Origin of the sequence: Streptomyces sp. NPDC002328 (genome assembly GCF_042890065.1) — a bacterium.
Lineage (GTDB): Bacteria > Actinomycetota > Actinomycetes > Streptomycetales > Streptomycetaceae > Streptomyces.
On the sequence record NZ_JBIARQ010000008.1, the window covers coordinates 274,446 to 300,650 of the forward strand.

Genomic DNA, 26,205 nt, shown 5'->3' on the forward strand with positions numbered 1-26,205 from the left:
TGTCGATGACGAACCAGGACCGGATGGAAGCCGCCCTTCCCGCGATCCGCGCCTTGCAGAAGCGTGCGGCGGACCTGGAGGAGCGTCAGGCACGGCTCCACGAACCGATCGCGGTCGTCTCGATGGCGTGCCGGCTGCCGGGCGGCATCGACACCCCGGAGGCGTTCTGGGAGTTGCTGGCCGCCGGCGGCGACGCGGTCGGCGGACTGCCGTCGCGCTGGGACCGGCTGGGCGTCTACGACCCCGATCCGGAGGCGGTGGGCAAGAGCTACGCCCGCGAGGGCGGGTTCCTCCAGGACGTGGAGGGCTTCGACCCCACCTTCTTCGGGATCTCGCCGCGCGAGGCCATGTCGATGGACCCCCAGCAGCGGATCGTCCTGGAGACCTCCTGGGAGGCCCTGGAACGGGCCGGCATCCGCCCCGGGGCGCTGGGGGAGAGCCGGACGGGCGTCTATCTGGGCACGATGAGCTCGGACTACGGGGACCTGGGACACGACCTGGACGCGCTCGACGGCTACGTCAGCACCGGCAAGGCGTCGAGTGTGGTCTCGGGCCGGGTCTCCTACACCCTCGGCCTCCAGGGTCCGGCGATCACGGTGGACACCGCGTGCTCCTCCTCGCTGGTGGCGGTGCACTTGGCGGTCCAGGCGCTGCGGGGCGGTGAATGCGAACTGGCCCTGGCGGGCGGGGTGACGGTGATGAGCGCGCCGTCGCTGTTCGTGGAGTTCTCCCGGCTGAAGGGCATGGCGGCGGACGGCCGCTGCAAGTCCTTCTCGGCCGGCGCCGACGGTGCGGGCTGGGCCGAGGGCGCGGGCGTGCTGGTGCTGAAGCGGCTGTCGGCGGCGGAACGGGACGGCGACCGGGTGTTGGCGGTGATCCGCGGCTCCGCGGTGAACCAGGACGGCCGCAGCCAGGGCCTGACGGCGCCGAACGGGCCGTCGCAACAGCGAGTGATCCAGGACGCGTTGACCGCCTCCCGCCTGTCCCCGGCGGACATCGACGCGATCGAGGCACACGGCACGGGGACCCCGCTCGGGGATCCGATCGAGGCGGGTGCGCTGGCGGAGGTGTTCGGCCCGGATCGGGCCGGGGAGCGGCCGGTGTGGCTGGGGTCGTCGAAGTCGAACATCGGGCATGCGCAAGCCGCCGCGGGCGTCGTCGGCGTCATCAAGATGGTGCTGGCCCTGGAGCACGGACTGCTGCCCAGGACCCTGCACGCGGAGCAACCGAGCCCGCTGATCGACTGGGCGGACAGCGGTCTCGCGTTGGTGCAGGAGACGCGGGCGTGGGAGCGGGATGAGTCCCGGCCGCGCCGGGCGGGGGTGTCGTCGTTCGGCCTGAGCGGCACGAATGCCCATGTGGTGCTGGAGGAGCCGCCTGCTTCGCCGTCTGCGGGGGCGTCGGCCGAGGTGGCCGGTCCCGTACCGGTGCCGGTGCCGGTGGTGGTGTCGGGCCGGGACGAGGGGGCGGTGCGGGAGCAGGCGGGGCGCTGGGCGTCCTGGCTGTCGGCGCGGCCGGACGTCCCGCTCGCCGATGTGGCGGTGACGGCGGCCCGGCACCGCACGCATTTCGAGCATCGGGCGAGTGTGGTGGCGGCTGATACGGCCGCTCTGGTGGGGGCGTTGGAGGCGCTGGCCGCCGGTGAGGCGCACGACGCCGTGGTCACCGGGACGGCCGAGCAACGGGGCAAGGTGGTGTTCGTCTATCCCGGTCAGGGTTCGCAGTGGGTGGGCATGGGCCGTGAACTCCTCGCCACGAGTGGGGTGTTCAGGGATGCGGTCGAGGCGTGCGATGTGGCGCTGCGGCCGTTCACGGGCTGGTCGGTGCGTGAGGTGCTGGCGGGGGAGGAGGGGGAGCATCCGCCGTTCGACCGGGTGGACGTGGTGCAGCCCGCGCTGTTCGCCATGGGGGTCGGCCTCTCGGCGCTGTGGCGCTCTCTGGGCGTCGAGCCGTCGGCCGTGGTGGGGCATTCGCAGGGTGAGGTGGTGGCTGCGGTCGTCTCCGGTGCGCTGACGCTGGAGCAGGGCGCGCAGATCGTGGCGTGCCGCTCCCAGGCGGTGTTGGCGTGTGCCGGTCAGGGCGGGATGGCGTTGGTCGAGCGTCCGGTGGCGGAGGTGGAGGAGTTCCTCGCCCCGTACGGGGATGCTCTCTCCGTCGCGGCGGTGAACACGGCCGGTTCTACTGTGATTTCGGGTGCGGCGGAGGCGATCGAGCGCATCGTGTCCGAGTTGCAGGCGGGGGAGGTGTACGCCCGCAAGATCAACGTGGATTATGCGTCGCACAACGCCCAGATGGACCCGCTCCTGCCCGGTCTGGCCGACCACTTTGCGCAGTTGACTCCGAAGGAAGCGGACATCGCGTTCTACTCGACGGTGACCGGTGAGGTGGCCGCCGGCCCGGAGCTGGACGGCGGGTACTGGTGCCGGAATCTGCGGGAGCCGGTCCGTTTCGACCGCGCGCTGGGCAGGCTGCTCGGCGACGGTCACACCGTGTTCGTGGAGATCTCCGCGCATCCGGTGCTGTCGATGCCGTTGACCGACGGCAGTAGCGAGCACGGCGGGATCGTCGTCGGCTCCCTCACCCGCGACCAGGGCGGTCGAGCCCAACTCCTGCGCAACCTGGGCCTGTTGCACGTCCAGGGCCATGAACCGGACTGGACCAAGACCCTCGGCGAAAACACGGGCGATGACGCGGCCACCGGCGCGGTCGTCCCGCTCCCCACCTACGCCTTCCAGCGCGAGCCCTACTGGCTGGACTCCCTGAAGTCGTCCGGCGATGTGCGTTCCGTCGGTCTCCGGGCGTCGGAGCATCCGTGGCTCGGTGCGGTGACGGCGACGGCTGCCGACGACGGGTATCTGTTCACCGGCCGGCTGTCGCTGTCCGAGCAGCCGTGGCTGGCGGAGCACGCCGCGTTCGGCACGGTCCTCGTGCCCGGCACGGGTCTGCTGGAGCTGGCCCTGACCGCCGCGCACCACGTGGGTCTGGAGCGGGTGGAGGAGCTGACGCTCCTCGAACCGCTGGTGCTGTCCGAGGACGGTGCCGTGCGCCTTCAGGTGGTCGTGGGCGCGCCCGGAGCAGAGGGCCGTCGTCCGATCGCGCTGTACAGCCGGCGTGAGGACGCTCCCGACGAGACGGCCTGGCGTCAGCACGCCACCGGCGAACTGACCGAGCCGACCGGGACGGCGGCGGCCCCTACAAGCTTCCCGGACTCACAACAGTGGCCCGCGCCCGGCGCGGAGCGGGTCGAACTGGACGGTTTCTACGAGGACTTCGCCGCCCGCGGCTTGGTCTACGGCCCCGCCTTCCAGGGCCTGGCCGAGCTGTGGCGCAAGGACAACACCGCCTACGGCGTCGTACGCCTCCCCGAAGCCCTGAAGCCGGACGGGTTCGGCGTTCACCCCGCCCTGCTGGACGCCGCCCTGCACACCCTCGTCAGCGTCCGCAGCGCGGACCCGGCGCTCGCGGGCACCGCCCTCCTGCCGTTCGAGTGGACCGGTGTGGAGCTGCACGCGTCGGGGGCCACCGAAGTGCGCGTGGCCGTCGAGCTGGACGACGCGGCCGACACCGTGCGGGTGACGGTGACGGATCCCGCCGGACGGCCCGTGATCCGCGCCGAGGCGCTGCGGCTGCGCGCGGCCACGGCGGAGCAGGTACGGGCCGGTGAGCAGGCCGAGCATCTGTACCGGGTGGAGTTCCAGACGCCGCGCGCGCTGGAGGACGGCCCCGAGTCCGAGACCTGGGTCCTGGGCCCGGACGACGACCTGGACGACTTGTCCGCACGGCTGGAGGAAGCCGTACCCGGGCGGGTCGTGGTGGACGCGACGGCCGACGGCGCGGAGCCGCTGCGGGCAGCCGCTCGGGCCTTGGCGGCGGCACGGCGTCTGCTGACCGAACCCCGCCTGGAACACGCCGAGTTGGTATGGGTCACCCGTGGTGAGATCGCTCAGGCGCCGGTGTGGGGCCTGATCCGGACCGTGCGGGCCGAGTACCCGGAGCGGTCGATCCGGCTGATCGGTGTGGAGGACCTGGCGGAGGATCTCGAACGGGCGCTGGCGGTGGCCGGCGAACCGGAAATCGTCGTCCGCGACGGGGAGATACGCGTCGCCCGGCTGGTCCGTGCCACACCGACCGGCGGCGAGAACCGGTGGGCCGGATTCGCCGCGAACGGCCGGGTGCTGGTCACCGGCGGCACGGGCGAGCTGGGCCGTGCCCTGGCCGGGCATCTGGTGCGCGAGCACGGCGTACGGCACCTGGTGCTCACCTCCCGGCGCGGCTCCGACGCCCCCGGCGTCGAGGACCTCGTCGCCGAGCTGACCGCGGCCGGCGCGGACAGCGTGCGGCTGGCCGCGTGCGATGTGACCGACCGCGAGCAGCTGCGGACGCTCCTGACGGACGGCGACCGCCCCTGGACCGGGATCTTCCACCTGGCCGCCGTACTCGACGACGGCGTCGTCACGGCACAGACCCCCGACCGCCTCGCCACGGTCTGGGGCCCGAAGGCGGCAGCCGCCGGCCACCTGGACGACCTGTCCCGCGAACTCGGCCTGGATCTGGGGGCGTTCGTGCTGTTCTCGTCGGCGGCCGGCACCCTGGGTTCCCCCGGCCAGGCCAACTACGCCGCCGCCAACGCCCACGTCGACGCACTCGCCGTACGCAGACGCGCCGACGGCCTGCCGGGCGTGAGCCTGTCGTGGGGCCTGTGGCAGCAGGCCGGCACCGGTCTGACCGCCGCCCTCGGCCAGGCGGAACTGGCCCGTATGCGCCGCTCCGGCGTCGGGGCGCTGACCCGGCGGCAGGCGCTCGCCGCCCTCGACGCCGCCCTGACCCTGCCCCACGCCCACCTCGTGCCCGTGAAGCTCGAACTCACCGCAATGCAGCGCCAGACGGACGACGTGCCGGGTCTGCTGCGCGGTCTCGTCCGCCCCGCGCGTCGGCATGCGGGCGAGGCCGCCACGGAACCCTCGGGACTGCGCGCGCGGCTGCTCGCCCTCCCCGAAGCCGACCGGATCACCGAACTGACCGGCCTGGTGCGGCGGGAGGCAGCCGTCGTGCTCGGCGCGGGCAACGCCGACGCCATCGGCGCGCGGCAGGTCCTCAAGGAACTCGGCATCGACTCGCTGATGGCCGTCGAACTGCGCCGCCGCCTGTCCGCCGAGACCGGGCTGAGCCTGCCCTCCACCCTGGCCTTCGACTACCCGACCCCCACGGCCATCGCCGGTCTGCTGCTGGAAAGGCTCGCCCTGGCGCAGACCACCGCCCGCCCCAGGCCGTCCACGACGGCACGCCGCCGCACGACACCGGCCGACGAGCCGATCGCGGTCGTCTCGATGGCGTGCCGGCTGCCGGGCGGCATCGACACCCCGGAGGCGTTCTGGGAGTTGCTGGCCGCCGGCGGTGACGCGGTCGGCGGCCTGCCGTCGCGCTGGGACCGCCTGGGCGTGTACGACCCGGACCCGGAGGCGGTGGGCAAGAGCTACGCCCGCGAGGGCGGGTTCATCGAGGACGTGGAGGGCTTCGACCCGGCCTTCTTCGGGATCTCGCCGCGCGAGGCGGTGTCGATGGATCCCCAGCAGCGGATCGTCCTGGAGACCGCGTGGGAGGCCCTCGAACGGGCGGGCGTCCGACCCGACTCGCTCGGCGGCAGCAACACCGGCGTCTACCTCGGAGCCATGACCTCCGACTACGGCCACCAGGGCCACGACCTCGACGCCCTCGACGGCTACACCAGCACCGGCTACGCCGGCAGCGTCGTCTCCGGCCGCGTGTCCTACACTCTCGGCCTCCAGGGCCCGGCGATCACGGTCGACACCGCGTGCTCCTCCTCCCTGGTCGCCCTGCACCTCGCGGCCAACGCACTGCGCCAGGGCGAATGCGACATCGCCCTCGCGGGCGGCGTGACGGTCATGAACACCCCTGCTCTGTTCGTGGAGTTCTCCCGGCTGAAGGGCATGGCGGCGGACGGCCGCTGCAAGTCCTTCTCGGCCGGTGCCGACGGTGCGGGCTGGGCCGAGGGCGCGGGCGTGCTGGTGCTGAAGCGGCTGTCGGCGGCGGAACGGGACGGCGACCGGGTGCTGGCGGTGATCCGCGGCTCCGCGGTGAACCAGGACGGCCGCAGCCAGGGCCTGACAGCCCCCAACGGCCCCTCCCAGCAACGCGTCGTCCAGGCCGCGCTCGACGCCTCCCGCCTGTCCCCGGCGGACATCGACGCGATCGAGGCACACGGCACGGGAACCTCACTGGGCGATCCCATCGAGGCGGGAGCGCTGGCCGAGGTGTTCGGCCCGGATCGGGCCGGGGAGCGGCCGGTGTGGCTGGGCTCGTCGAAGTCGAACATCGGACACGCGCAAGCCGCCGCGGGCGTCGTCGGCGTGATGAAGATGGTCCTCGCGCTCCAGCACGACACCCTGCCCAAGACCCTGCACGCCGAGGAACCCAGTCCCCTGATCGGCTGGGACGGGAGCGGGCTTGCGCTGCTGCAAGAGGCGCGGACCTGGCAGCGGGACGCGTCCCGGCCACGCCGGGCGGGGGTGTCGTCGTTCGGCCTGAGCGGCACCAACGCCCACGTGATCGTGGAGGAACCGCCGGCCGCAGTGGAGTCGGCCACCCCGGTGACTGCCGGCCCGGTGCCGGTCGTCGTGTCCGGACAGAGCGAGGACGCGCTGCGCGCCCAGGCGGAGCGATGGACCGCATGGCTCGACGAGCAGCCGAACGTCCCGCTCGCCGATGTGGCGGTGACGGCGGCCCGGCACCGCACGCATTTCGAGCACCGGGCGAGCATCACCGCCGATGACACGGCCGCCCTCGTCGAGGCATTGCGGGCGCTGGCTGCCGGCGAGGCCCATGACGCGGTGGTCTCGGGGGTGGCCGAGCAGCGGGGCAAGGTGGTGTTCGTCTATCCCGGTCAGGGTTCGCAGTGGGTGGGCATGGGCCGTGAACTCCTCGCCACGAGTGGGGTGTTCAGGAAGGCGGTCGAGGCGTGTGATGCGGCGCTGCGGCCGTTCACGGGCTGGTCGGTGCGTGAGGTACTGGCGGGGGAGGAGGGGGAGCATCCGCCGTTCGACCGGGTGGACGTGGTCCAGCCCGCGCTGTTCGCCATGGGTATTGCTCTCTCCGCCCTGTGGCGCTCTCTGGGCGTCGAGCCGTCTGCCGTGGTGGGGCATTCGCAGGGCGAGGTCGTCGCGGGTGTGGTCAGTGGAGCCCTGTCGCTGGAGCAGGGCGCGCAGATCGTGGCGTGCCGCTCCCGGGCGGTGCTGGCGTGTGCCGGTCAGGGCGGGATGGCGTTGGTCGAGCGTCCGGTGGGGGAGGTGGAGGAGTTCCTCGCCCCGTACGGGGAGGCGTTGTCGGTCGCGGCGGTGAACACGGCCGGTTCTACTGTGATTTCGGGTGCGGCGGAGGCGATCGCCCGGATCGTGGCCGAGTTGCAGGCCCGAGAGGTGTACGCCCGCAAGATCAACGTGGACTACGCGTCGCACAACGCCCAGATGGACCCGCTCCTGCCTGATCTGGCCGACCACTTCGCGCAGTTGACTCCACAAGAAGCGGACATCGCGTTCTACTCGACGGTGACCGGTGAGGTGGCCGCCGGCCCGGAGCTGGACGGCGCCTACTGGTGCCGGAATCTGCGGGAGCCGGTCCGTTTCGACCGCGCACTGGGCAGGCTGCTCGGCGACGGCCACACCGTGTTCGTCGAGATCTCCGCGCATCCGGTGCTGTCGATGCCGTTGACCGACGGCAGCGCGGAGCACGGCGGCATCGTCGTCGGCTCCCTCACCCGCGACCAGGGCGGACCAGCCCAACTCCTCCGCAACCTGGGCCTGTTGCACGTGCAGGGATACGAACCGAACTGGACCAAGACCCTCGACGAAAACACGGGCAATGACGCGGCCACCGGCGCGGTCGTCCCCCTCCCCACCTACGCCTTCCAACGCGAGCCCTACTGGCTGGAGACGACCAACTCGTCCGGCGACATGCGCTCCGTCGGCCTGGACGCGGCCGAGCACCCCTGGCTGGGCGCGGTGACGGCGACGGCCGACGACGACGGGTATCTGTTCACCGGCCGGCTGTCGCTGTCCGAGCAGCCGTGGCTGGCGGAGCACGCCGCGTTCGGCACGGTCCTCGTGCCCGGCACGGCTCTGCTGGAACTCGCCCTGACCGCCGCGCACCACGCGGGAGCGGAACGAGTCGAGGAACTCACCCTCCTCGAACCGCTTGTCCTCGGCGAGGACGCGCCGGTCCGACTCCAGGTCGTCGTCGGAGCCTCCCACGCCGAAGGCCGTCGTCCGATCGCGCTGTACAGCCGGCGTGAGGATGCTCCCGACGAGACGGCCTGGCGTCAGCACGCCACCGGCGAACTGACCGAGCCGACCGAGGCGGCGGCCGCTTCAAGCTTCCCGGAATCAGGCCAGTGGCCCGCGCCCGATGCCGAGCGGGTCGAACTGGACGGTTTCTACGAGGACTTCGCGGCCCGTGGACTGGTCTACGGCCCCGCCTTCCAGGGCCTGGCCGAGCTGTGGCGCAAGGACGCCACCGCCTACGGCGTCGTACGCCTCCCCGAAGGCCTGAAGCCGGACGGGTTCGGCGTTCACCCCGCCCTGCTGGACGCCGCCCTGCACGCCCTCGTCGCGGTGCGCCGCGATGAGGGGGACGAGCGGCCGGTGTTCCTGCCCTTCGAGTGGACCGGCGTCGACCTGTACGCCTCCGGCGCGACGGAACTGCGGGTGCGGATCGACCTGGACGAGACCGGTACCCGGGCGCACGTCGAGGCGGCCGACCCGGCCGGCCGGCCGGTCCTGCGGGCGGCCGGGCTCGCGATCCGGGAGGCGACCGCCGAGCAGATCCGGGCCGGTGAGTCCGCCGAGCACCTCTACCGCGTCGACTTGCGGACGCCGCGCGCCCTGCCCGAGCAGGGGACGCCGGCGGACGGCACATGGGTCCTCGGTGAGAACACCGGGGTGTCCGAGAGCCTGGAGGCCGACCATGTGGCTGATGTGGATGTACTGCTTGCCCGCCTCGACGACGGGCGGCAGACGCCCCTTCGACTGGCCGTCGACACGACCGCGCCGGCGGCGTCGACCGGCGGTCATGGCGACATCGCCGACACCGCGCAGGAGCTGACCGCTTCCGCGCTGCGCACCGCGCAACGCCTGCTGGGCGAACCCCGCCTGGAAGGCGTGGAGTTGGTGTGGATCACCCGCTCGGCGGCGGGCGCGGACGACGAGGTCCGCGACCCGCTGCCGGCCCCCTTGTGGGGCCTGATCCGCGCAGTGCGCGGCGAGCACGCCGAGCGGGTGATCCGCCTGGTCGACCTGGGCGACGACAGCGCCGACGCGGCGCTGCTGCCCCGGGCCCTGGCTCTGCCGGACGAGCCGGAGATCGTGATCCGCGACGGCGAGATCCGCGTCCCCCGGCTCGTACGGACGACCCGCGCGGAGCCGACGGGCGGCGCGGAGTTGACGGGCGGTGCGCCGAGGCCGGTCGCCGCCCCTCTCGACCCCCACGGATCCGTCCTCCTCACCGGCGGCACGGGCGAGTTGGGCCGTGCCCTGGCCGGACATCTGGTGCGCGAGCACGGCGTACGGCACCTGGTGCTCACCTCCCGGCGCGGCCTCGACGCCCCCGGCGCCGCGGAGCTGGTCGACGAGCTGACCGCGGCCGGCGCGGAGAGCGTCCAGGTCGTCGCCGGTGACGTCAGCAGGCGCGAGGACGTCTCCACGGCCCTGGCCATCGCCGACGCCGCCCACCCCTGGACCGGGATCTTCCACCTGGCCGCCGTACTCGACGACGGCGTGCTCTCCGCGCAGTCCCCCGAGCGGCTGGCCGGCGTCTGGGGCCCGAAGGCGGCAGCCGCCGGCCACCTGGACGACCTGTCCCGCGAACTCGGCCTGGATCTGCGGGCGTTCGTGCTGTTCTCGTCGGCGGCCGGCACCCTGGGTTCCCCCGGCCAGGCCAACTACGCCGCCGCCAACGCCCACGTTGACGCACTCGCCCTGCGCAGACGCGCCGACGGCCTGCCGGGCGTGAGCCTGTCGTGGGGCCTGTGGCAGCAGGCCGGCACCGGTCTGACCGCCGCCCTAGGCCAGGCGGAACTGGCCCGTATGCGCCGCTCCGGCGTCGGGGCGCTGACCCAGCGGCAGGCGCTCGCCGCCCTCGACGCCGCCCTGACCCTGCCCTACGCCCATGTCGTGCCGGTGAAGCTCGAACTCACCGCATTGCAGCGCCGGGCGGACAACGGCGGTCACGTCCCCGCACTCCTGCGGAACCTGCTGCGGGCCCCGCGCCGACAGGCCGGCGGATCGGGCGAGAACCCGTCCGGGCTGCGCGAGCGGCTGCTCGCCCTCCCCGAGACCGAACGGCTGCCGCAGGTGACGCGGTTGGTGCAGCGCGAGGCGGCCACCGTCCTCGGCCTGCCCACGACGGACGGCGTCGACGGCAGCGGAGACGGCGGCAGCGGCGTCGGCGGCCGGCAGGTCCTCAAGGAACTCGGCATGGACTCCCTGATGGCCGTCGAGCTGCGCCGCCGCCTGTCCGCCGAGACCGGGCTGAGCCTGCCCTCCACCCTGGCCTTCGACCATCCGACCCCGTCCGCCATCGCCGCTCTCCTGCTGGCCAAGCTCGCCGTCGGCTCCGGCGGCGGCCCGGCCGCGAGCGGCGCACAGCGGGTCACCCGCAACCAGATCGACAGCCTCGTCGAGCTCCTGCGCGCCGCGTCCCCTGCCGAACTGGAGCAGCAGGGCCTCGCCACAGCTCTGCTCGCCCTGCGGGACGGCCTCGCCAAGAACACGCCCGCCGGCGCCGAACAGCCCGAACCGGACGCCGCACTCGACACCGGAACCACGGACGACCTTCTTCAGTTCCTGGATCGCAAGCTTGGAGTGAGCGAATGAGCGCGTCCGAAGCCGCTTCCGAAGCCGGCAAGGTCGAAAAACTCGAGGCGTATCTGCGGCGCACGGCGAACGCGCTAGTCGAGACCGAGAAGGAACTCACCGCCGAACGCGCGGCCCGCACCGAACCGATCGCCGTCGTCTCGATGGCGTGCCGGCTGCCGGGCGGCATCGACACCCCGGAGATGTTCTGGGAGTTGCTGGCCGCCGGCGGTGACGCGGTCGGCGGACTGCCCTCGCGCTGGGACCGCCTGGGCGTCTACGACCCCGACCCGGAAGCGGTGGGCAAGAGCTACGCCCGCGAAGGCGGCTTCCTCCACAACGTGGAGGGCTTCGACGCCGCCTTCTTCGGGATCTCGCCCCGCGAAGCGGTCTCCATCGACCCCCAGCAACGCCTGGTCCTGGAGACCTCCTGGGAGGCCCTGGAACGCGCGGGCATCCGCCCCGACACCCTCGGCGGCAGCCGCACCGGCGTCTACCTCGGCACCATGAGCTCCGACTACGGTAACCAGCAGGGCCACGACCTCGACGCCCTCGACGGCTACGTCAGCACCGGCAACGCCGGCAGCGTCGTCTCCGGCCGCGTCTCCTACACCCTCGGCCTCCAGGGCCCGGCGATCACGGTCGACACCGCGTGCTCCTCCTCGCTGGTCGCCCTGCACCTGGCGGTCCAGGCGCTGCGAAGCGGCGAGTGCGAGCTGGCCCTCGCCGGCGGCGTGACGGTGATGAGCACACCCGCTCTGTTCGTGGAGTTCTCCCGGCTGAAGGGCATGGCGGGGGACGGCCGCTGCAAGTCCTTCTCGGCCGGCGCCGACGGTGCGGGCTGGGCCGAGGGCGCGGGCGTCCTGCTGCTCAAGCGGCTGTCGGCGGCGGAACGGGACGGCGACCGGGTGCTGGCGGTGATCCGCGGCTCGGCCGTCAACCAGGACGGCCGCAGCCAGGGCCTGACAGCCCCCAACGGGCCGTCGCAACAACGGGTGATCCAGGACGCGTTGACCGCCTCGCGACTGTCCCCGGCGGACATCGACGCGATCGAGGCGCACGGCACCGGGACTCCGCTCGGGGATCCGATCGAGGCGGGTGCGCTGGCGGAGGTGTTCGGCCCGGATCGGGCCGGGGAGCGGCCGGTGTGGCTGGGCTCGTCGAAGTCGAACATCGGACACGCGCAAGCCGCCGCGGGCGTCGTCGGCGTGATGAAGATGGTCCTCGCGCTCCAGCACGACACCCTGCCCAAGACCCTGCACGCCGAGGAACCCAGTCCCCTGATCGGCTGGGACGGGAGCGGGCTCGCGCTGCTGCAAGAGGCACGGACCTGGCAGCGGGACGCGTCCCGGCCACGCCGGGCGGGAGTGTCCTCCTTCGGCCTGAGCGGCACCAACGCCCACGTGGTGCTCGAAGAGCCGCCCGCCGCTGCGGAGCCGCCCGCGCAGGTGGCCGGTCCCGTACCGGTACCGGTGCCGGTGGTGGTGTCGGGCCGGGACGAGGCGGCCGTGCGGGAGCAAGCGGGGCGCTGGGCGTCCTGGCTGGCTGCGCACCCTCGTACCGGGCTCGCCGACGTGGCGGTGACGGCGGCCCTGCACCGCACGCATTTCGAGCACCGGGCGAGCATCACCGCCGATGACACGGCCGCCCTCGTCGAGGGATTGCGGGCACTGGCTGCCGGCGAGGCCCACGACGCCGTGGTCACCGGGGCCGCGCGGCGGGACGGGAAGGTGGTGTTCGTCTTCCCCGGGCAGGGCTCGCAGTGGGTCGGCATGGGCCGTGAACTCCTGGAGACCAGCGAGGTGTTCAAGAAGACGGTCGAGGCGTGCGATGCGGCGCTGAAGCCGTTCACAGGCTGGTCCGTCCGCGAGGTACTGGCGGGGGAGGAGGGGGATCACCCGCCCTTCGACCGCGTGGACGTGGTCCAGCCCGCACTGTTCGCCATGGGCATCGGCCTCTCCGCCCTGTGGCGCTCTCTGGGCGTCGAACCCTCTGCCGTGGTGGGGCATTCGCAGGGCGAGGTCGTCGCGGGTGTGGTCAGTGGAGCGCTGACGTTGGAGCAGGGCGCGCAGATCGTGGCGCGCCGCTCCCAGGCGGTGCTGGCCTGCGCCGGGCAGGGCGGGATGGCGCTGATCGAGCGCCCTGTCAGCGTGGTCGAGGAGTATGTGGCGCCCTACGGCGATGCCCTCTCCGTCGCGGCGGTGAACACGGCCGGTTCTACTGTGATTTCGGGTGCGGCGGAGGCGATCGCCCGGATCGTGGCCGAGTTGCAGGCGGGGGAGGTGTACGCCCGCAAGATCAACGTGGACTACGCCTCGCACAACGCCCAGATGGACCCGCTCCTGCCCGGTCTGGCCGAACACTTCGCGGGGCTGATCCCCGGCCGTGCGGACATCGCCTTCTACTCGACGGTGACCGGTGAGGTGGCCGCCGGCCCGGAGCTGGACGGCGCCTACTGGTGCCGGAACCTTCGGGAGCCGGTCCGTTTCGACCGCGCGCTGGGCAGGCTGCTCGGCGACGGCCACACCGTGTTCGTGGAGATCTCCGCGCATCCGGTGCTGTCGATGCCGTTGACCGACGGCAGCAGCGAGCACGGCGGGATCGTCGTCGGCTCCCTCACCCGGGACCAGGGCGGCCGAGCCCAACTCCTGCGCAACCTGGGCCTGTTGCATGTCCAGGGCCATGAACCGGACTGGACCAAGACCCTCGACGAAAACGCGGGCACAAGCGCGGCCACGGGCGGGATCGTCCCGCTCCCCACCTACGCCTTCCAGCGCGAGCCCTACTGGATGGACTCCCCGAAGTCGTCCGGCGACGTGCGCTCGGTCGGCCTGGACGCAGCCGAGCACCCCTGGCTCGGCGCGGCCCTGAGCATGGCCGACGGCGAGGGCTCTCTCCTGGTCGGCCGGCTGTCGCTGTCCGAGCAGCCGTGGCTGGCGGAGCACGCCGCGTTCGGCACGGTCCTCGTGCCCGGCACGGGTCTGCTGGAGCTGGCCCTGACCGCCGCGTACCACGTGGGTCTGGAGAGGGTGGAGGAGCTGACGCTCCTCGAACCGCTGACCCTGAGCGAGGACGCCCCTGTCCGTCTCCAGGTGGTGGTGGGGCCCCCGAACGCCGGGGGCCGCCGCCCGGTGGCTGTCTACAGCCGGCCCGACGACGCGCCGGACGAGGCGGGATGGCGGCAGCATGCCACGGGCGAGCTCGCCGAGGGGCGCACCGGTGACACCACAGGCCCCGGTGGTGCCGGTAGTGCCGGTAGTGCCGGTAGTGCCGACGATCCGGCGGTGTTCGCGGAGCTGGCACAGTGGCCCGCGCCCGGCACCGAACGCGTCGAACTGGACGGTTTCTACGAGGACTTCGCCGCCCGTGGACTGGTCTACGGCCCCGCCTTCCAGGGCCTGACCGAGCTGTGGCGCAAGGACAGCGCCGCCTACGGCGTCGTACGCCTCCCCGAAGGCCTGAAGCCGGACGGGTTCGGCGTTCACCCCGCCCTGCTGGACGCCGCCCTGCACGCCCTCGTCGCGGTGCGCCGCGATGAGGGGGACGAGCGTCCGGTGTTCCTGCCCTTCGAGTGGACCGGCGTCGACCTGTACGCCTCCGGGGCGACGGAACTGCGCGTCCGTATCGCACTCGACCCGGAGACGGACGAGCATCTCTCCCTCTCGGTGGCGGACGGGGCAGGGCAGCCGGTCCTGTCCGCGCGCGGACTGCGGATCCGGGAGGCGCGCGCGGAGCAGATCCGGGCCGGTGAGTCGGTTGATCACCTGTACCGGGTCGAGTTCCGTGGACTGCGGGTGCTGGAGGAGGGGCCCGTCGGTGCGGTGTGGGTGCTGGGCGGCGCCGGGGAGGTGGCCCGGCGTCTGGGTGCGGATCAAGTCGCGGGGCTGCAAGAGCTGTTCGCGCGGCTCGACGAGGGCGCCGAGGCGCCCGACCGGCTCGTGGTGGACTGCACCGCCGGCGCCGGGGGTGCAGTCGATCCTCTCGGGGCGGCAGCGCGCTCTTTGGAGATCGTGCAGCGGTTGCTGGCCGACGAGCGGTTGGCGCGGGCGCAGTTGGTCTGGGTGACGCGGGGCGCGGTCGACGCGGGCGACGGTGTCGCTGATCTGGCGCACGCGCCGCTGTGGGGCCTGTTGCGTGCCGTGCGTGCCGAACACCCGGACCGGGATGTCCGATTGGTGGATGTCGAGGCGTCTGCCGACGGTGTCGAGGGGGCGCTCGCCGTGCTCGGTGAGCCCGAACTCGCCGTCCGTGAAGGGGAGATACGTGCCGCCCGGCTCGTCCGAGCGACTTCGACGTCGACGGCGGCAACGGCGTCCACGTCTGCCGGTGCCGCTGCTGCTGCGGAGCGGCGGCTGGATCCGGACGGCAGCGTCCTGATCACGGGCGGCACGGGCGAGTTGGGCCGGGCTCTGGCCGGACATCTCGTCCGTGCCCACGGAGTACGCCACCTCGTCCTCACCTCCCGGCGTGGCCCTGACACCCCTGGCGCGGAGGAACTGGTCGCCGAGCTCACCGGGGCCGGCGCCGTGAGTGTGCGGGTGGTCGCATGCGACATCACCGATCGTGACCGTTTGCGCGCTGTCCTCACCGGCAGCGAGCGGCCGTGGACGGGCGTGTTCCATCTGGCGGCCGTGCTGGACGACGCCGTCGTGTCCGGGCAGAGCGCTGAGCGTCTGGCGGCAGTGTGGGCACCGAAGGCCGGCGGCGCGGTGCATCTGGATGCGCTGTCGCGTGAACTGGGCCTGGACCTGGCGCAGTTCGTGCTGTTCTCGTCGGCGGCCGGGGTGCTCGGCGGGGCCGGCCAGGCCAACTACGCCGCCGCCAACGCCCACGTCGACGCACTCGCCGTACGCAGACGCGCCGACGGCCTGCCGGGCGTGAGCCTGTCGTGGGGCCTGTGGCAGCAGGCCGGCACCGGCCTGACCGCCGCCCTCGGCCAGGCGGAACTGGCCCGTATGCGCCGCTCCGGCGTCGGGGCGCTGACCCAGCGGCAGGCGCTCGCCGCCCTGGACGCGGCGCTGGGCGGCGGGACGGGGCCGCATCTCGTCCCGGTGAAACTGGAACTCGCCGCCCTGCTGCGCCGCCCCGACGCGATCGCGGGTCTGCTGCGCGGGCTGGTCCGTCCTGCGCGCAGGCGGGCCGGTGACGCGGCGGCGCAGCCGTCCGGGCTGCGGGAGCGGCTGGCGGCGCTGCCCGAGGCGGAGCGCCTCGCCCAGCTGACGGGATGGGTGCGCGGTGAGGCCGCTGCCGTCCTGGGCGCGGGGAGCGCGCAGGACGTCGGCGCGCAGCAGGTCCTCAAGGAAGCCGGCATGGACTCCCTGACGGCGGTCGAACTGCGCCGCCGCCTGTCCGCCGGGACCGGACTGAGCCTGCCCTCCACCCTGGCCTTCGACCACCCCACCCCCGCCGCCATCGCCGGCCTCCTGCTCGACGAACTCGCCCTGTCGCAGCCCGGAAAACCCGGCAGGCCCGGGGCGGCGACGCGCAGGCCCACCGCCGCCGAGACCGCCGAGGCCGTCGCGTCCGGCGAACCCGTCGCCATTGTCTCGATGGCCTGCCGCCTGCCCGGCGACATCGACACCCCCGAGGGCTACTGGGACCTCCTCGCGTCCGGCGGTGACGCCGTCAGCGGGCTCCCGCCGCGCTGGGCGGACCTGGACCTCTACGACCCCGACCCGGAGGCGGCGGGCAAGAGCTACGCCCGCGAAGGCGGCTTCATCCACCGCGTGGAGGACTTCGACGCCGCCTTCTTCGGGATCTCCCAGCGGGAAGCGACGTCCATGGACCCGCAGCAGCGGCTCGTCCTGGAGACCGCGTGGGAGGCACTGGAGCGAGCCGGCATCCAGCCCGAATCGCTCGGCGGGAGCAGGACGGGCGTCTACCTCGGCACCATGAGCTCCGACTACGGCGAGCAGGGCCGCGAACTCGACGCCTTCGACGGCTACGTCAGCACCGGCAACGCCAGCAGCGTCGTCTCCGGCCGCGTCTCCTACACCCTCGGCCTCCAGGGCCCCGCCGTCACCGTCGACACCGCGTGCTCCTCCTCCCTGGTCGCCCTGCACCTCGCGGCCAACGCGCTGCGCCAGGGCGAGTGCGACATCGCCCTCGTCGGCGGGGTCACGGTCATGAGCACCCCCCGACTGTTCGTGGAGTTCTCCCGGCTGAAGGGCATGGCCCCGGACGGCCGCTGCAAGTCCTTCTCCGCCCTGGCCGACGGCGCGGGCTGGTCCGACGGATGCGGCATCCTCGTCCTGAAGCCGCTGTCGGCGGCGGAGCGGGACGGCGACCGGGTGCTGGCGGTGATCCGCGGCTCGGCCGTCAACCAGGACGGCCGCAGCCAGGGCCTGACGGCGCCGAACGGGCCGTCGCAACAACGGGTGATCCAGGACGCGTTGACCGCCTCCCGCCTGTCCCCGGCGGACATCGACGCGATCGAGGCACACGGCACGGGAACCCCCCTGGGCGATCCCATCGAAGCGGGCGCTCTGGCGAAGGTCTTCGGGCCCGAGCGGGCCGGGGAACGGCCGGTGTGGCTGGGATCGTCGAAGTCGAACATCGGACACGCGCAGGCCGCCGCGGGCGTCGCGGGCGTGATGAAGATGGTCCTCGCCCTCCAGCACGAGACCCTGCCCAAGACCCTCTACGCCGACCGGCCCAGCCCGCACATCCAGTGGGAGGACAGCGGGCTGGCCCTGCTGAACGAGGCACGGCCCTGGCCCAAGGACACCGGACACGTCCGCCGTGCGGGGGTGTCGTCGTTCGGCCTCAGCGGCACCAACGCCCACCTCGTCCTGGAGGAACCCCCGATTCCCCGGACGTCCGGGCCGACCCCCGACGAGGATCTTCCGGCGGCCGACGAGAACCTTCTGGCGGCCGATGAGAACCTTCCGGTGCCGTTGGTCGTCTCGGGCCGTGACGAGGCGGCGATGCGCGCACAGGCCGCTCGCTGGGCGGACTGGCTCGACAGGCCCGAGCAGGCCGCCGACATCGCCGACGTCGCGTTCACGGCGGCCCACCACCGGACGCATTTCGAGCACCGGGCGAGCGCGACGGTCGCCTCGGCCGCCCAGGCGGTCCAGGCGCTGCGGGCCCTGGCGGAGGGCCGGCCGCATCCGGACGTGGCGGAGGGCACCCCCAGCGGCGGGGAGACGGCGCTGCTGTTCACCGGCCAGGGCAGTCAGCGGCTGGGGATGGGCCGGGGCCTGTATGCGGCGTTCCCGGTGTTCCGGGAGGCGTTCGACGAGGTGTGCGCGGCCTTGGATCCGCATCTGCGGGTGCCGCTGGCGGCGGTGCTGTTCGCGGCGCAGGACAGCGTGGACGCGGGGCTGGTGGGGGAGACGGAGTTCGCCCAGCCCGCGTTGTTCGCGGTGGAGGTGGCGCTGTTCCGGCTGTGGCAGGCGTGGGGCGTGGAGCCGGCCGCGGTGGCGGGGCACTCGGTGGGCGAGCTGGCGGCGGCGCACGCGGCGGGGGTGCTGGAACTGCCGGACGCGGCACGGCTGGTGGCCGCGCGGGGCCGGCTGATGCAGGCCTGCGAGCCGGACGGGGCGATGGCCTCGGTGGAGGCGTCCGAGGCGGAGGTGCTCGAAGCATTGGCCGCGGTGACCGGCCGGGTGTCGGTGGCCGGCGTGAACGGCCCCGCGCAGACGGTGATCAGCGGAGACACGGCCGCGGTGGAGGCGGTGACCGGCCACTTCGCCGCCTCGGGGCGGCGCACCCGGCGGCTGGAGGTCTCGCACGCCTTCCATTCCCCGCACATGGAGCCGATGCTCGCCGCCTTCGAAGAGGTCGCCGCCTCCTGCACGTTCCACGCTCCCCGCATCCGCCTGGTCTCGACGGTCACCGGCACCTGGGCGGACCCGGAGGAGCTGGCCGACCCCGGCTACTGGGTACGGCAGGTGCGCGAGACCGTGCGCTTCCTGGACGCCGTGCGCACCCTGGAGCAGGCCGGTGTGCGCCGCTACCTGGAGTGCGGCCCGGCAGCGGTGCTGTCCGCCACGGGCGCCGACTGCGTACAGGGCGAAGCCGTCTTCATCGCCTCCCAGCGCTCCCCGGGCCGCGCCGGCGAGCCGGTGGACGAGGCACACACCCTGATCCAGGCACTGGGCCGACTGCACGCCACCGGACAGGACATCGCCTTCGACCGCGCCCTGACCGCCGCCGCACCCGTCGACCTGCCCCCCTACGCCTTCCAACGGCAGCGGTTCTGGGCGCGGCCCGCCCGTCGCGGCGGGGCCGACGCACGACAGTCGGGACTCGTGCCCGGCGAACACCCCTGGCTGGCCGCCGCGTTGACGCTCGCCGACGGGCAGGGGCACCTGCTGACCGGCCGGCTGACGACGGCCGACCACCCGTGGCTGCGCGACCACGCCGTCTTCGGGTCCGTCCTCGTCCCCGGCACCGCACTGCTCGACCTCGCCTTCGCCGCCGCCCGCCGCGCCGGCGCGGCACGGGTGGAGGAACTCACCCTCGCCCAGCCGCTGGTGCTCGGCGAGAACGCCCCCCTGCGGATCCAGGTCAGGGTCGGCGAACCCGACGACGGCCGCCGCCCGGTCACGATCCACAGCCAGCCCGAGACGGCCCCGGAGCCCGCCTCCTGGACCCTGCACGCGACGGGCCGGCTCGCCGACGAGCAGGACCCGCCCCACGACCTCCTCGCCGAGCTGCGCGACTGGCCGGTGGCCGGGACCGAGCCGCTGCCCCTCGACGGCCTCTACGAGCGGCTGGCCGGCCAGGGCATCGAGTACGGGCCCGCCTTCCGCGGGCTCACCGCCCTCGCCCGGCGGGGCGACGTCCTGTACGGGCGCGTGGCCCTGCCGGAGACCGAACGCGAGTGCGCCGGGGCCTTCGGGATCCACCCGGCGCTCCTGGACGCCGCCCTGCACACGCTGGCCGGCGCGGACACCGGCGAGCGGCCCGGGGAGACGGTGTGGCTGCCGTTCGCCTGGACGGACGTATCGCTCCACGCCACGGGCGCCACCGAACTGCGCGTGCGCCTGGAGACCGAGCCCGCACCGCCGGGCTCCACGGGCCGCCGGGTCACGGTGCTCGCCACCGACCCGGCCGGTGAACCGGTGCTCTGCGCGGCCGGACTGGAGATCCGGCAGACGGACGCGGCCCGCCTGCGCGCCGCCGCACCGGCCGCCACCGACCACCTGTACCGCGTCGACTTCCAGCCCGTGAACCTGCCCGCCGCCCCGCCCACAGACCCGCCCACAGACCCGCCCACGGCCCCACCCGCGCGGACGGCCGCCGGCACCGTCGTCCTCGGCGACGACAACACGGTCGCATCGGCCCTGAAGGCCCCCCGGTTCGCCGACCCCGACGCGCTGCTGGCCGCCGGGGAACGCCCCCGCCGCATCGTCGTGGACGCGACCCGGACCGCCGCCGGGCCGGACAGCGGCGCCGCCGCGCGCACCGCCACCCTGGACGCGCTCGCGGTGCTCCAACGGCTGCTGTCCGAAGCGAGCCTGGCGGACGCCGAACTGGTCTGGCTGACCCGGGACGCGGTCGCCGCCCGCCCCGAGGACCGTGCGGGCGCCCTCGCCCAGGCGCCCCTGTGGGGACTGATCCGGGCCGTCCGCGCCGAAGTCACCGACCGTGCGCTGCGGCTGGTCGACCTCGACCCCGCACCGCACCCGGAAGCCGAGACCGAGGCCGGCCTGCTGGCCGCGGCGCTGGCAGTCGAAGGCGAGCCGGAACTGGCCCTGCGCGGCACCACGGCCCACGCCCCGCGCCTGGTACGGGCGGCCGAGGGCCACAGCGCCCTCACCCCGCCGGCCGGAGACCGCCCCTGGCACCTCGACCTGCGCGACAAGGGCAGCATCGACAGCCTCGAACTGGTCCCGGCGGACGACACCGCACCCCTCGGCGACCACGACGTGCGCATCCAGGTCCGGGCCGCCGGCATGAACTTCCGGGACGTCCTCAACACCCTCGGCATGGTGGCCACGCCGAAACTCGGCCTGGAGTTCGCGGGCGTCGTGCTGGAGACCGGACCCGCCGTCACACACCTGCGCCCCGGCGACCGCGCCATGGGCCTGGCGCTCGGCAGCTTCGGCACCCACGTGCGCGGCGACGGACGTCTGATGGTGCGCCTGCCCGCCGCGCTGACGTACGAGCAGGGCGCGACGATCCCCCTCGCCTTCCTCACCGCCTTCTACGCGCTCACCGAGCTGGGCGGCCTGAAGGCCGGCGAACGGCTGCTGGTGCACGCCGCGGCGGGCGGCGTGGGCATGGCCGCCGTGCAACTCGCCCGCCACAGGGGCGCGCGGGTGTACGGCACCGCGAGCCGCGGCAAGTGGCCGGCCCTGCGGCGGCTCGGAGTGCCGGCGGACCGGATCGCCTCCTCCCGCGACACCGGCTTCGCACAGCGCTGGCTGGACGCCACCGGCGGGGAGGGCATGGACGTCGTCCTCAACTCGCTGGCCGGGGAGTTCACCGACGCCTCACTGCGCCTGCTGCCCCGCGGCGGCCGGTTCCTGGAGATGGGCAAGACCGACCTCCGCGACGCCCGGGAGGTCGCCGCGGCACACCCCGGCGTGGCCTACAGCGCCTTCGACCTGATGTCGCTGGAGCCGACGCATCTGCACCGCATGCTCGACGAACTCGCCCGCCTCCTCGACCAGGGCGCCATCGAGCCGCTGCCCCGCCTCGCCTACGACGTGCGCGAGGCGCCCGCCGCGTTCCGGCACATGGCGCAGGGACGCCACACCGGCAAGATCGTGCTGACCGCCCCCGCCGCACTCGACCCGCACGGCACCGTCCTGATCAGCGGCGGCACCGGGGACCTCGGCCGACGGACCGCCCGTCACCTGGTGACCCGGCACCGGGTGCGCCACCTCGTCCTGACGTCCCGCCAGGGCCCGGCCGCGCCCGGCGCCGCCGAGCTGACCGCGGAGCTGACCGCGGCGGGCGCCGCGTCCGTACGCGTCGTGGCCTGCGACGCCGCCGACCGGGAACAGGTCCTCGCGGCCGTCGCCGAGGCCGGACGGGACCACCCCCTCACCGGCGTGGTGCACCTGGCGGCGGTGCTCGACGACGGGGCCGTGGACAACCAGAGCGCGGAGCGCTTCGCACGGGTCCTGGCCCCCAAACTGAACGGGGCCTGGCACCTGCACGAGGCGACCCGCCACCTCGACCTCGCCGCGTTCGTGCTGTTCTCCTCCGCGGCGGGCACCATCGGCTCGCCGGGACAGGGCGGCTACGGGGCGGCCAACGCCTTCCTGGACGCCCTCGCGGCCCACCGCCGCCGCCGGGGCCTGCCCGCGACCAGCCTCGCCTGGGGACTGTGGGCGCAGGAGGGCGGCATGACGGGACGCCTCGGCGACGCCGAACTCGCCCGTATGCGCCGCCAGGGAGCCCTGGCCATGACACCGCAGGAGGGCCTCGCCCTCCTGGACGCCGCACTGGAGCGCCCCGAAGCCCACCTGGTGCCCGCCAAGCTCGACCCGGACCGGCTCCAGCCCGCGGACGACGACGACGCGCCGCCCGCTTTGCTGCGCCTGCTGGCCCGGCCCAAGCCGAAACGGGCCGGCCGGCCCGGCCGGCAGCCCTCCGCGCTGCGGGACCGGCTGGCCGCGCTGCCCGACGAGGAACGCGCCGCCGCGCTGCGCACGTTCGTCCGCCAGGAGGTCCGCGCGGTGCTCGGCCTGCCGGAATCCGCCGAGGTGCCGCCCGACAAGCCGATGCGCGAGTTCGGCTGGGACTCGCTGATGGCGGTGGAACTGAAGAACCGCATCGCCCGGCACACACGGATCGCCGTGCCGAGCACCCTCGCCTTCGACTACCCCACGCCGGGCGCGATCGCCGCCTTCCTGCACACACGGCTCACCCCCGACGAGCCGGTGCGCGAGGAGGCACCCCCGCAGGACCCGGCACACGCCGCGCAGTGGGCCCTGGCCCGCATCAGCGCCGAACAGCTGCGCCACAGCGGCCTGCTGGACCGGCTCCTCGAACTCGCCCGGCCCCAGCCGCGGGCGGCGGACGGCGCGGCGGCGGACGGCGGGGCGACGGCCGCGCTCCAGGCCGCCGAGGACCTGACGGCCGAGGAGATGGACCGCGCCCTGGACGCCGTCCTCGGAGCCCTCTGACCCCTCTGACCCCTCCCTGACCCTGGCCGGAAGGGGCGGTGTCACCCCACCCGCTCGGCGTCACCGCACCCGCCCAACGTCACCGCACCCGTTCGGCGGCGGCCTGGAGCATCCGGGCCAGGAGCACGCCGTCCGTGCCGCCGGTGATCACCACGAGGGGAGGGCGGCCACCGTCCGCCGCGACGAGCCGCGCCGTCTCGCAGGCCGCCGCACCGCCGCCGGAGAAGGCCCCCAGCGCCAGCGGGCCGCCCCCGCCCGGCAGCCGCCGCAGCGCGGTGCGGCGGCCGGACTCCCCGCCGGCGGGCGGGCGCAGCAGCACGACCGCCTGGGGCCCGGCATAGACGCGGGCGACACGGTCGTAACGGGAGCGGGGCACACCGCCGGTCCGCACGAGGCACACCGCGCCCGCGCCGGGGCGCGCCGCCGGACGCAAGGTGACCAGCGGCGGCTCGGGCGCGGCGGCCCGGGGAGCCGCACGGTCCGGCAGGACCGGCGCCGTCACGGCGGCGCCCGCGGTGCCGGCGACCGCCGCCAGCAGGTCCAGGACCTCGCCCACCGTGGTGCACCCGTCGGCGACGTCCGGGAAGACCCGCAGCAGCACAGCGCCCGACGCCACGGCCGCGGCGGTCCTCGCCAGCCGGCCCGCCTCGCAGGTGGCGGTGAGGACCAGCCCGCCGTCGCCGCCGTGATCGGCCACGAGGGTGACCGGGAACGCCGTCCGCGCGCCCAGCAGCTCGGGCCGGCCCAGCCGGATGCCCTGGGCGGCGCACTGCGACACCAGATCGTCCGGCATCCGGGGCCGCCGGTCGAAGACGACGAGGCTGTCGCCCGCACCGTGGTGCTCCCCGGTCCAGGAACGGACCTGGCCGGCCGACACCCATTCGTACGCCGCCATGTCCACCGCCTTGTCGCGCAGCTGGGCCAGCAGGTCGGGGACGGCCACCCGGGGATCGACCGTCACCGACAGCGGCAGCGGGCTGCGCAGCGCGCCGGGCAGCAGCTCCACCCCCTCGAAGGGGACGCCGCGCCCGGACACGGTGACGCTGAAACGCACGGCCGCCGCGCCCTGCGCGCCGCGCTCCCGGTACAGCAGCAGCGCCCACACCGCCTGGAGCACCAGGCTTTCGGTGCCGCCCCAGGCCGCGGCCCAGGAGCCGAGCCGGTCGGTCTGCGCGCGGGTGAGCCGCGCCCGGGTGCGGCCGGTGGCGGAGTCGGCGAGGGCGGCGGGCCCCGGGGCGGCGGGCACGGGGTGAGGCGGCCGTGCGCCGGGGGCCGCGGGCGGCAGCGTCCGGCGCCAGAAGTCGCGGGCGGCGCCGAGGTCGCGGTGCGCGAGCCGGCCGGCGTAGTCCGGGAAGTCGGGGCGCCGGTCGCCGCCGGGCAGCCGTCCCCCGGCCAGATAGGCGCGGCAGACCTCGCGCAGCAGCAGGTGGACGCTGAAGTCGTCGAGCAGCGCGTGGTGGTAGGTGAGCAGGACGCGCGCGGACGGCGTGCCGCGGTCGGCGGCGGTCACGGGGGGCCGGGCGTCGAGCACGGTGACGCGCAGGGGGCCCGGGGCGCGGGGGTCGATGCCGCGGCGCAGGTCGCGGGCCACCAGGGCGTGCCAGGGCTCGCCGCCCCGGGGGACGGGCTCCACCTCGGCCGTCGCCCCGTCGTGCAGCACGACCGGCGGCTCGGGGCCCTCGCCGAAGGCGGCCCGCAGGACGGCCTCGCGCTCGGACACGGACTGCCACGCGGCGGTGAAGCGCTCGAGGTGGAAGGGCCCGTACCAGTTCCAGGTGAGCTGTCCGACCTGGCGTCCGGCGCCGGGGTGGGCCTCGGCGTCGGCCAGCAGTTCGCGCTGGAGCGGGGTCGCCGGGGCGGAGCGCGCCGGCAGCGCGGCGGCGGGGGTACGGGTGAGCAGGTCGGCGAGCAGGCCGGCCGGCGGGGCCCGCAGCCCGCTCGCGTCGTGCGCGGTGAGCCGCACGGTGTGCCGGGCGGGCCCGTGCCGCCGCACGCGCGGACGCCAGGCGGCGTTCTCACGGTCGGCGGCGGCGCGGTCGAAGGCGGCCCGGAGCAGGTCGGGGGCCAGCGGGCCGTCGAGTTCGAGGACGGCCGCGTCGTACGGCGGGCTCCCGAGGTCGATGACGACGGACAGCGGCCGTTCGCGCGGCAGTGCCTTCGGCGGTACGGACGAGGAGTGCCCGGCGGCCATCGTCGCCTCCCCTCTGTCCACCGTCTCCCGCACGCTAGCCGTGACCGCGGGGCGGGCCCCGTTTTCTCCAGTTGCCCTGGAACGCTTCGCGAGGACTTCCCCAGGTGGGCGGCGTGCCCCGCGGGCCCGTCAGCCGTCGAGCAGGCCCGCCACGGCTCCCATGAATCCCTCGTCGAGCATGGTGTGCGCGGCCGTGTCCCGGGCGCTGTCCAGACCGGCGTCGTGGCACGCGACGCTGAGCAGGTAGCGGCCCAGGACCCGGTGGGTGGCGAAGGCCCATTCGCCGCGGGCCGCCGGGCCGCCGTCCGGGGCGAGCAGCGCGCCGCCGTCCGCGTCGAAGCCGAACTGCGTGAAGCCCAGCCGCAGGCCCTGGCCGAGCGCCTTGGTGTACGCCTCCTTCAGCGTCCACAGCCGCAGCATCTGGGCGGCCTGCTCCGCCTCGGGCAGCGGCTGGAGCCGCGCCCGCTCGGCGGGCGTGCACATGTGGCCGTGCAGCAGCTCGAAGGACATGCGCCGCCCGGCGGGCTCGGCGTCCACGCCGATCCGGCCGTTGCGGCTGATGCCGACGGCGATCAGGTCGTCGGTGTGGGTGAGGCTGACGTCGATCTGGTCGAGCCCGCGCAGATACGGCCTGCCGCCGATCCGGTAGGCGAGGTCGAGGCCGGCGGGGTCGGTGTCCAGCGCCGCCGCGGCCGTGTACTTGACGGCCAGCCGGGAGGCGACGAAGCAGTAGCGCACGGCGGGGTCGCCGGTGCGCCGGTAGCGCTGCCAGTCCCGTCCCAGCAGGGGACGCAGCGCGGGCTCGGTGACGGCGGCGCCCAGCCACTGCCCCCAGGTGGTGTGCACCACGGCATTGCCGTGCCGCCGCATACCCTCCCGCACCGCATGCCAGGGCCCCCCGGGCCCGGGCACGTGCACCGGGACGGCGACCCGGTGCACGCCGTCCGCGGCGGCGGCCGGGCCGGGCGGTGCGGACCCGGCCGTCCGCGATGGGATCTCCGTCACCTTTCGCACCCTTCCACTCTTCCGTTCAGCCGGTACGCGCATCGTTCGGTACGCGCAT

4 protein-coding genes are annotated in these 26,205 nt (G+C 74.4%); 2 read left to right on the plus strand and 2 right to left on the minus strand.

The window, feature by feature from the left end:
• The first annotated feature begins 5 nt into the window (after positions 1-5).
• Together ACFYX4_RS22195 and ACFYX4_RS22200 are read left to right on the plus strand one after the other, a co-directional pair.
• The gene (locus ACFYX4_RS22195) at positions 6-10,883 is read left to right on the plus strand and encodes a type I polyketide synthase (protein WP_389335800.1); all 10,878 of its coding nucleotides are present in this window, start codon (positions 6-8) and stop codon (positions 10,881-10,883) included.
• Positions 10,880-22,951: an SDR family NAD(P)-dependent oxidoreductase gene (locus ACFYX4_RS22200; RefSeq protein WP_389335803.1), complete on the plus strand. Its 12,072-nt coding sequence runs from the start codon at positions 10,880-10,882 to the stop codon at positions 22,949-22,951. Before ACFYX4_RS22195 ends, ACFYX4_RS22200 begins: the two co-directional genes overlap by 4 nt.
• Before the next feature lie 79 nt (positions 22,952-23,030).
• Here ACFYX4_RS22200 and ACFYX4_RS22205 read toward each other — a convergent pair whose 3' ends face one another.
• Both ACFYX4_RS22205 and ACFYX4_RS22210 read right to left on the minus strand, forming a co-directional pair.
• Positions 23,031-25,142 carry a condensation domain-containing protein gene (locus ACFYX4_RS22205; RefSeq protein WP_389335806.1) on the minus strand — a complete coding sequence of 704 codons (2,112 nt, stop codon included), beginning with the start codon at positions 25,140-25,142 and terminating at the stop codon, positions 23,031-23,033.
• Between the two features lie 129 nt (positions 25,143-25,271).
• Positions 25,272-26,147, minus strand: a complete 876-nt coding sequence (locus ACFYX4_RS22210; RefSeq protein ID WP_389335809.1) for a 4'-phosphopantetheinyl transferase superfamily protein — start codon at positions 26,145-26,147, stop codon at positions 25,272-25,274.
• Positions 26,148-26,205: the final 58 nt, after the last annotated feature.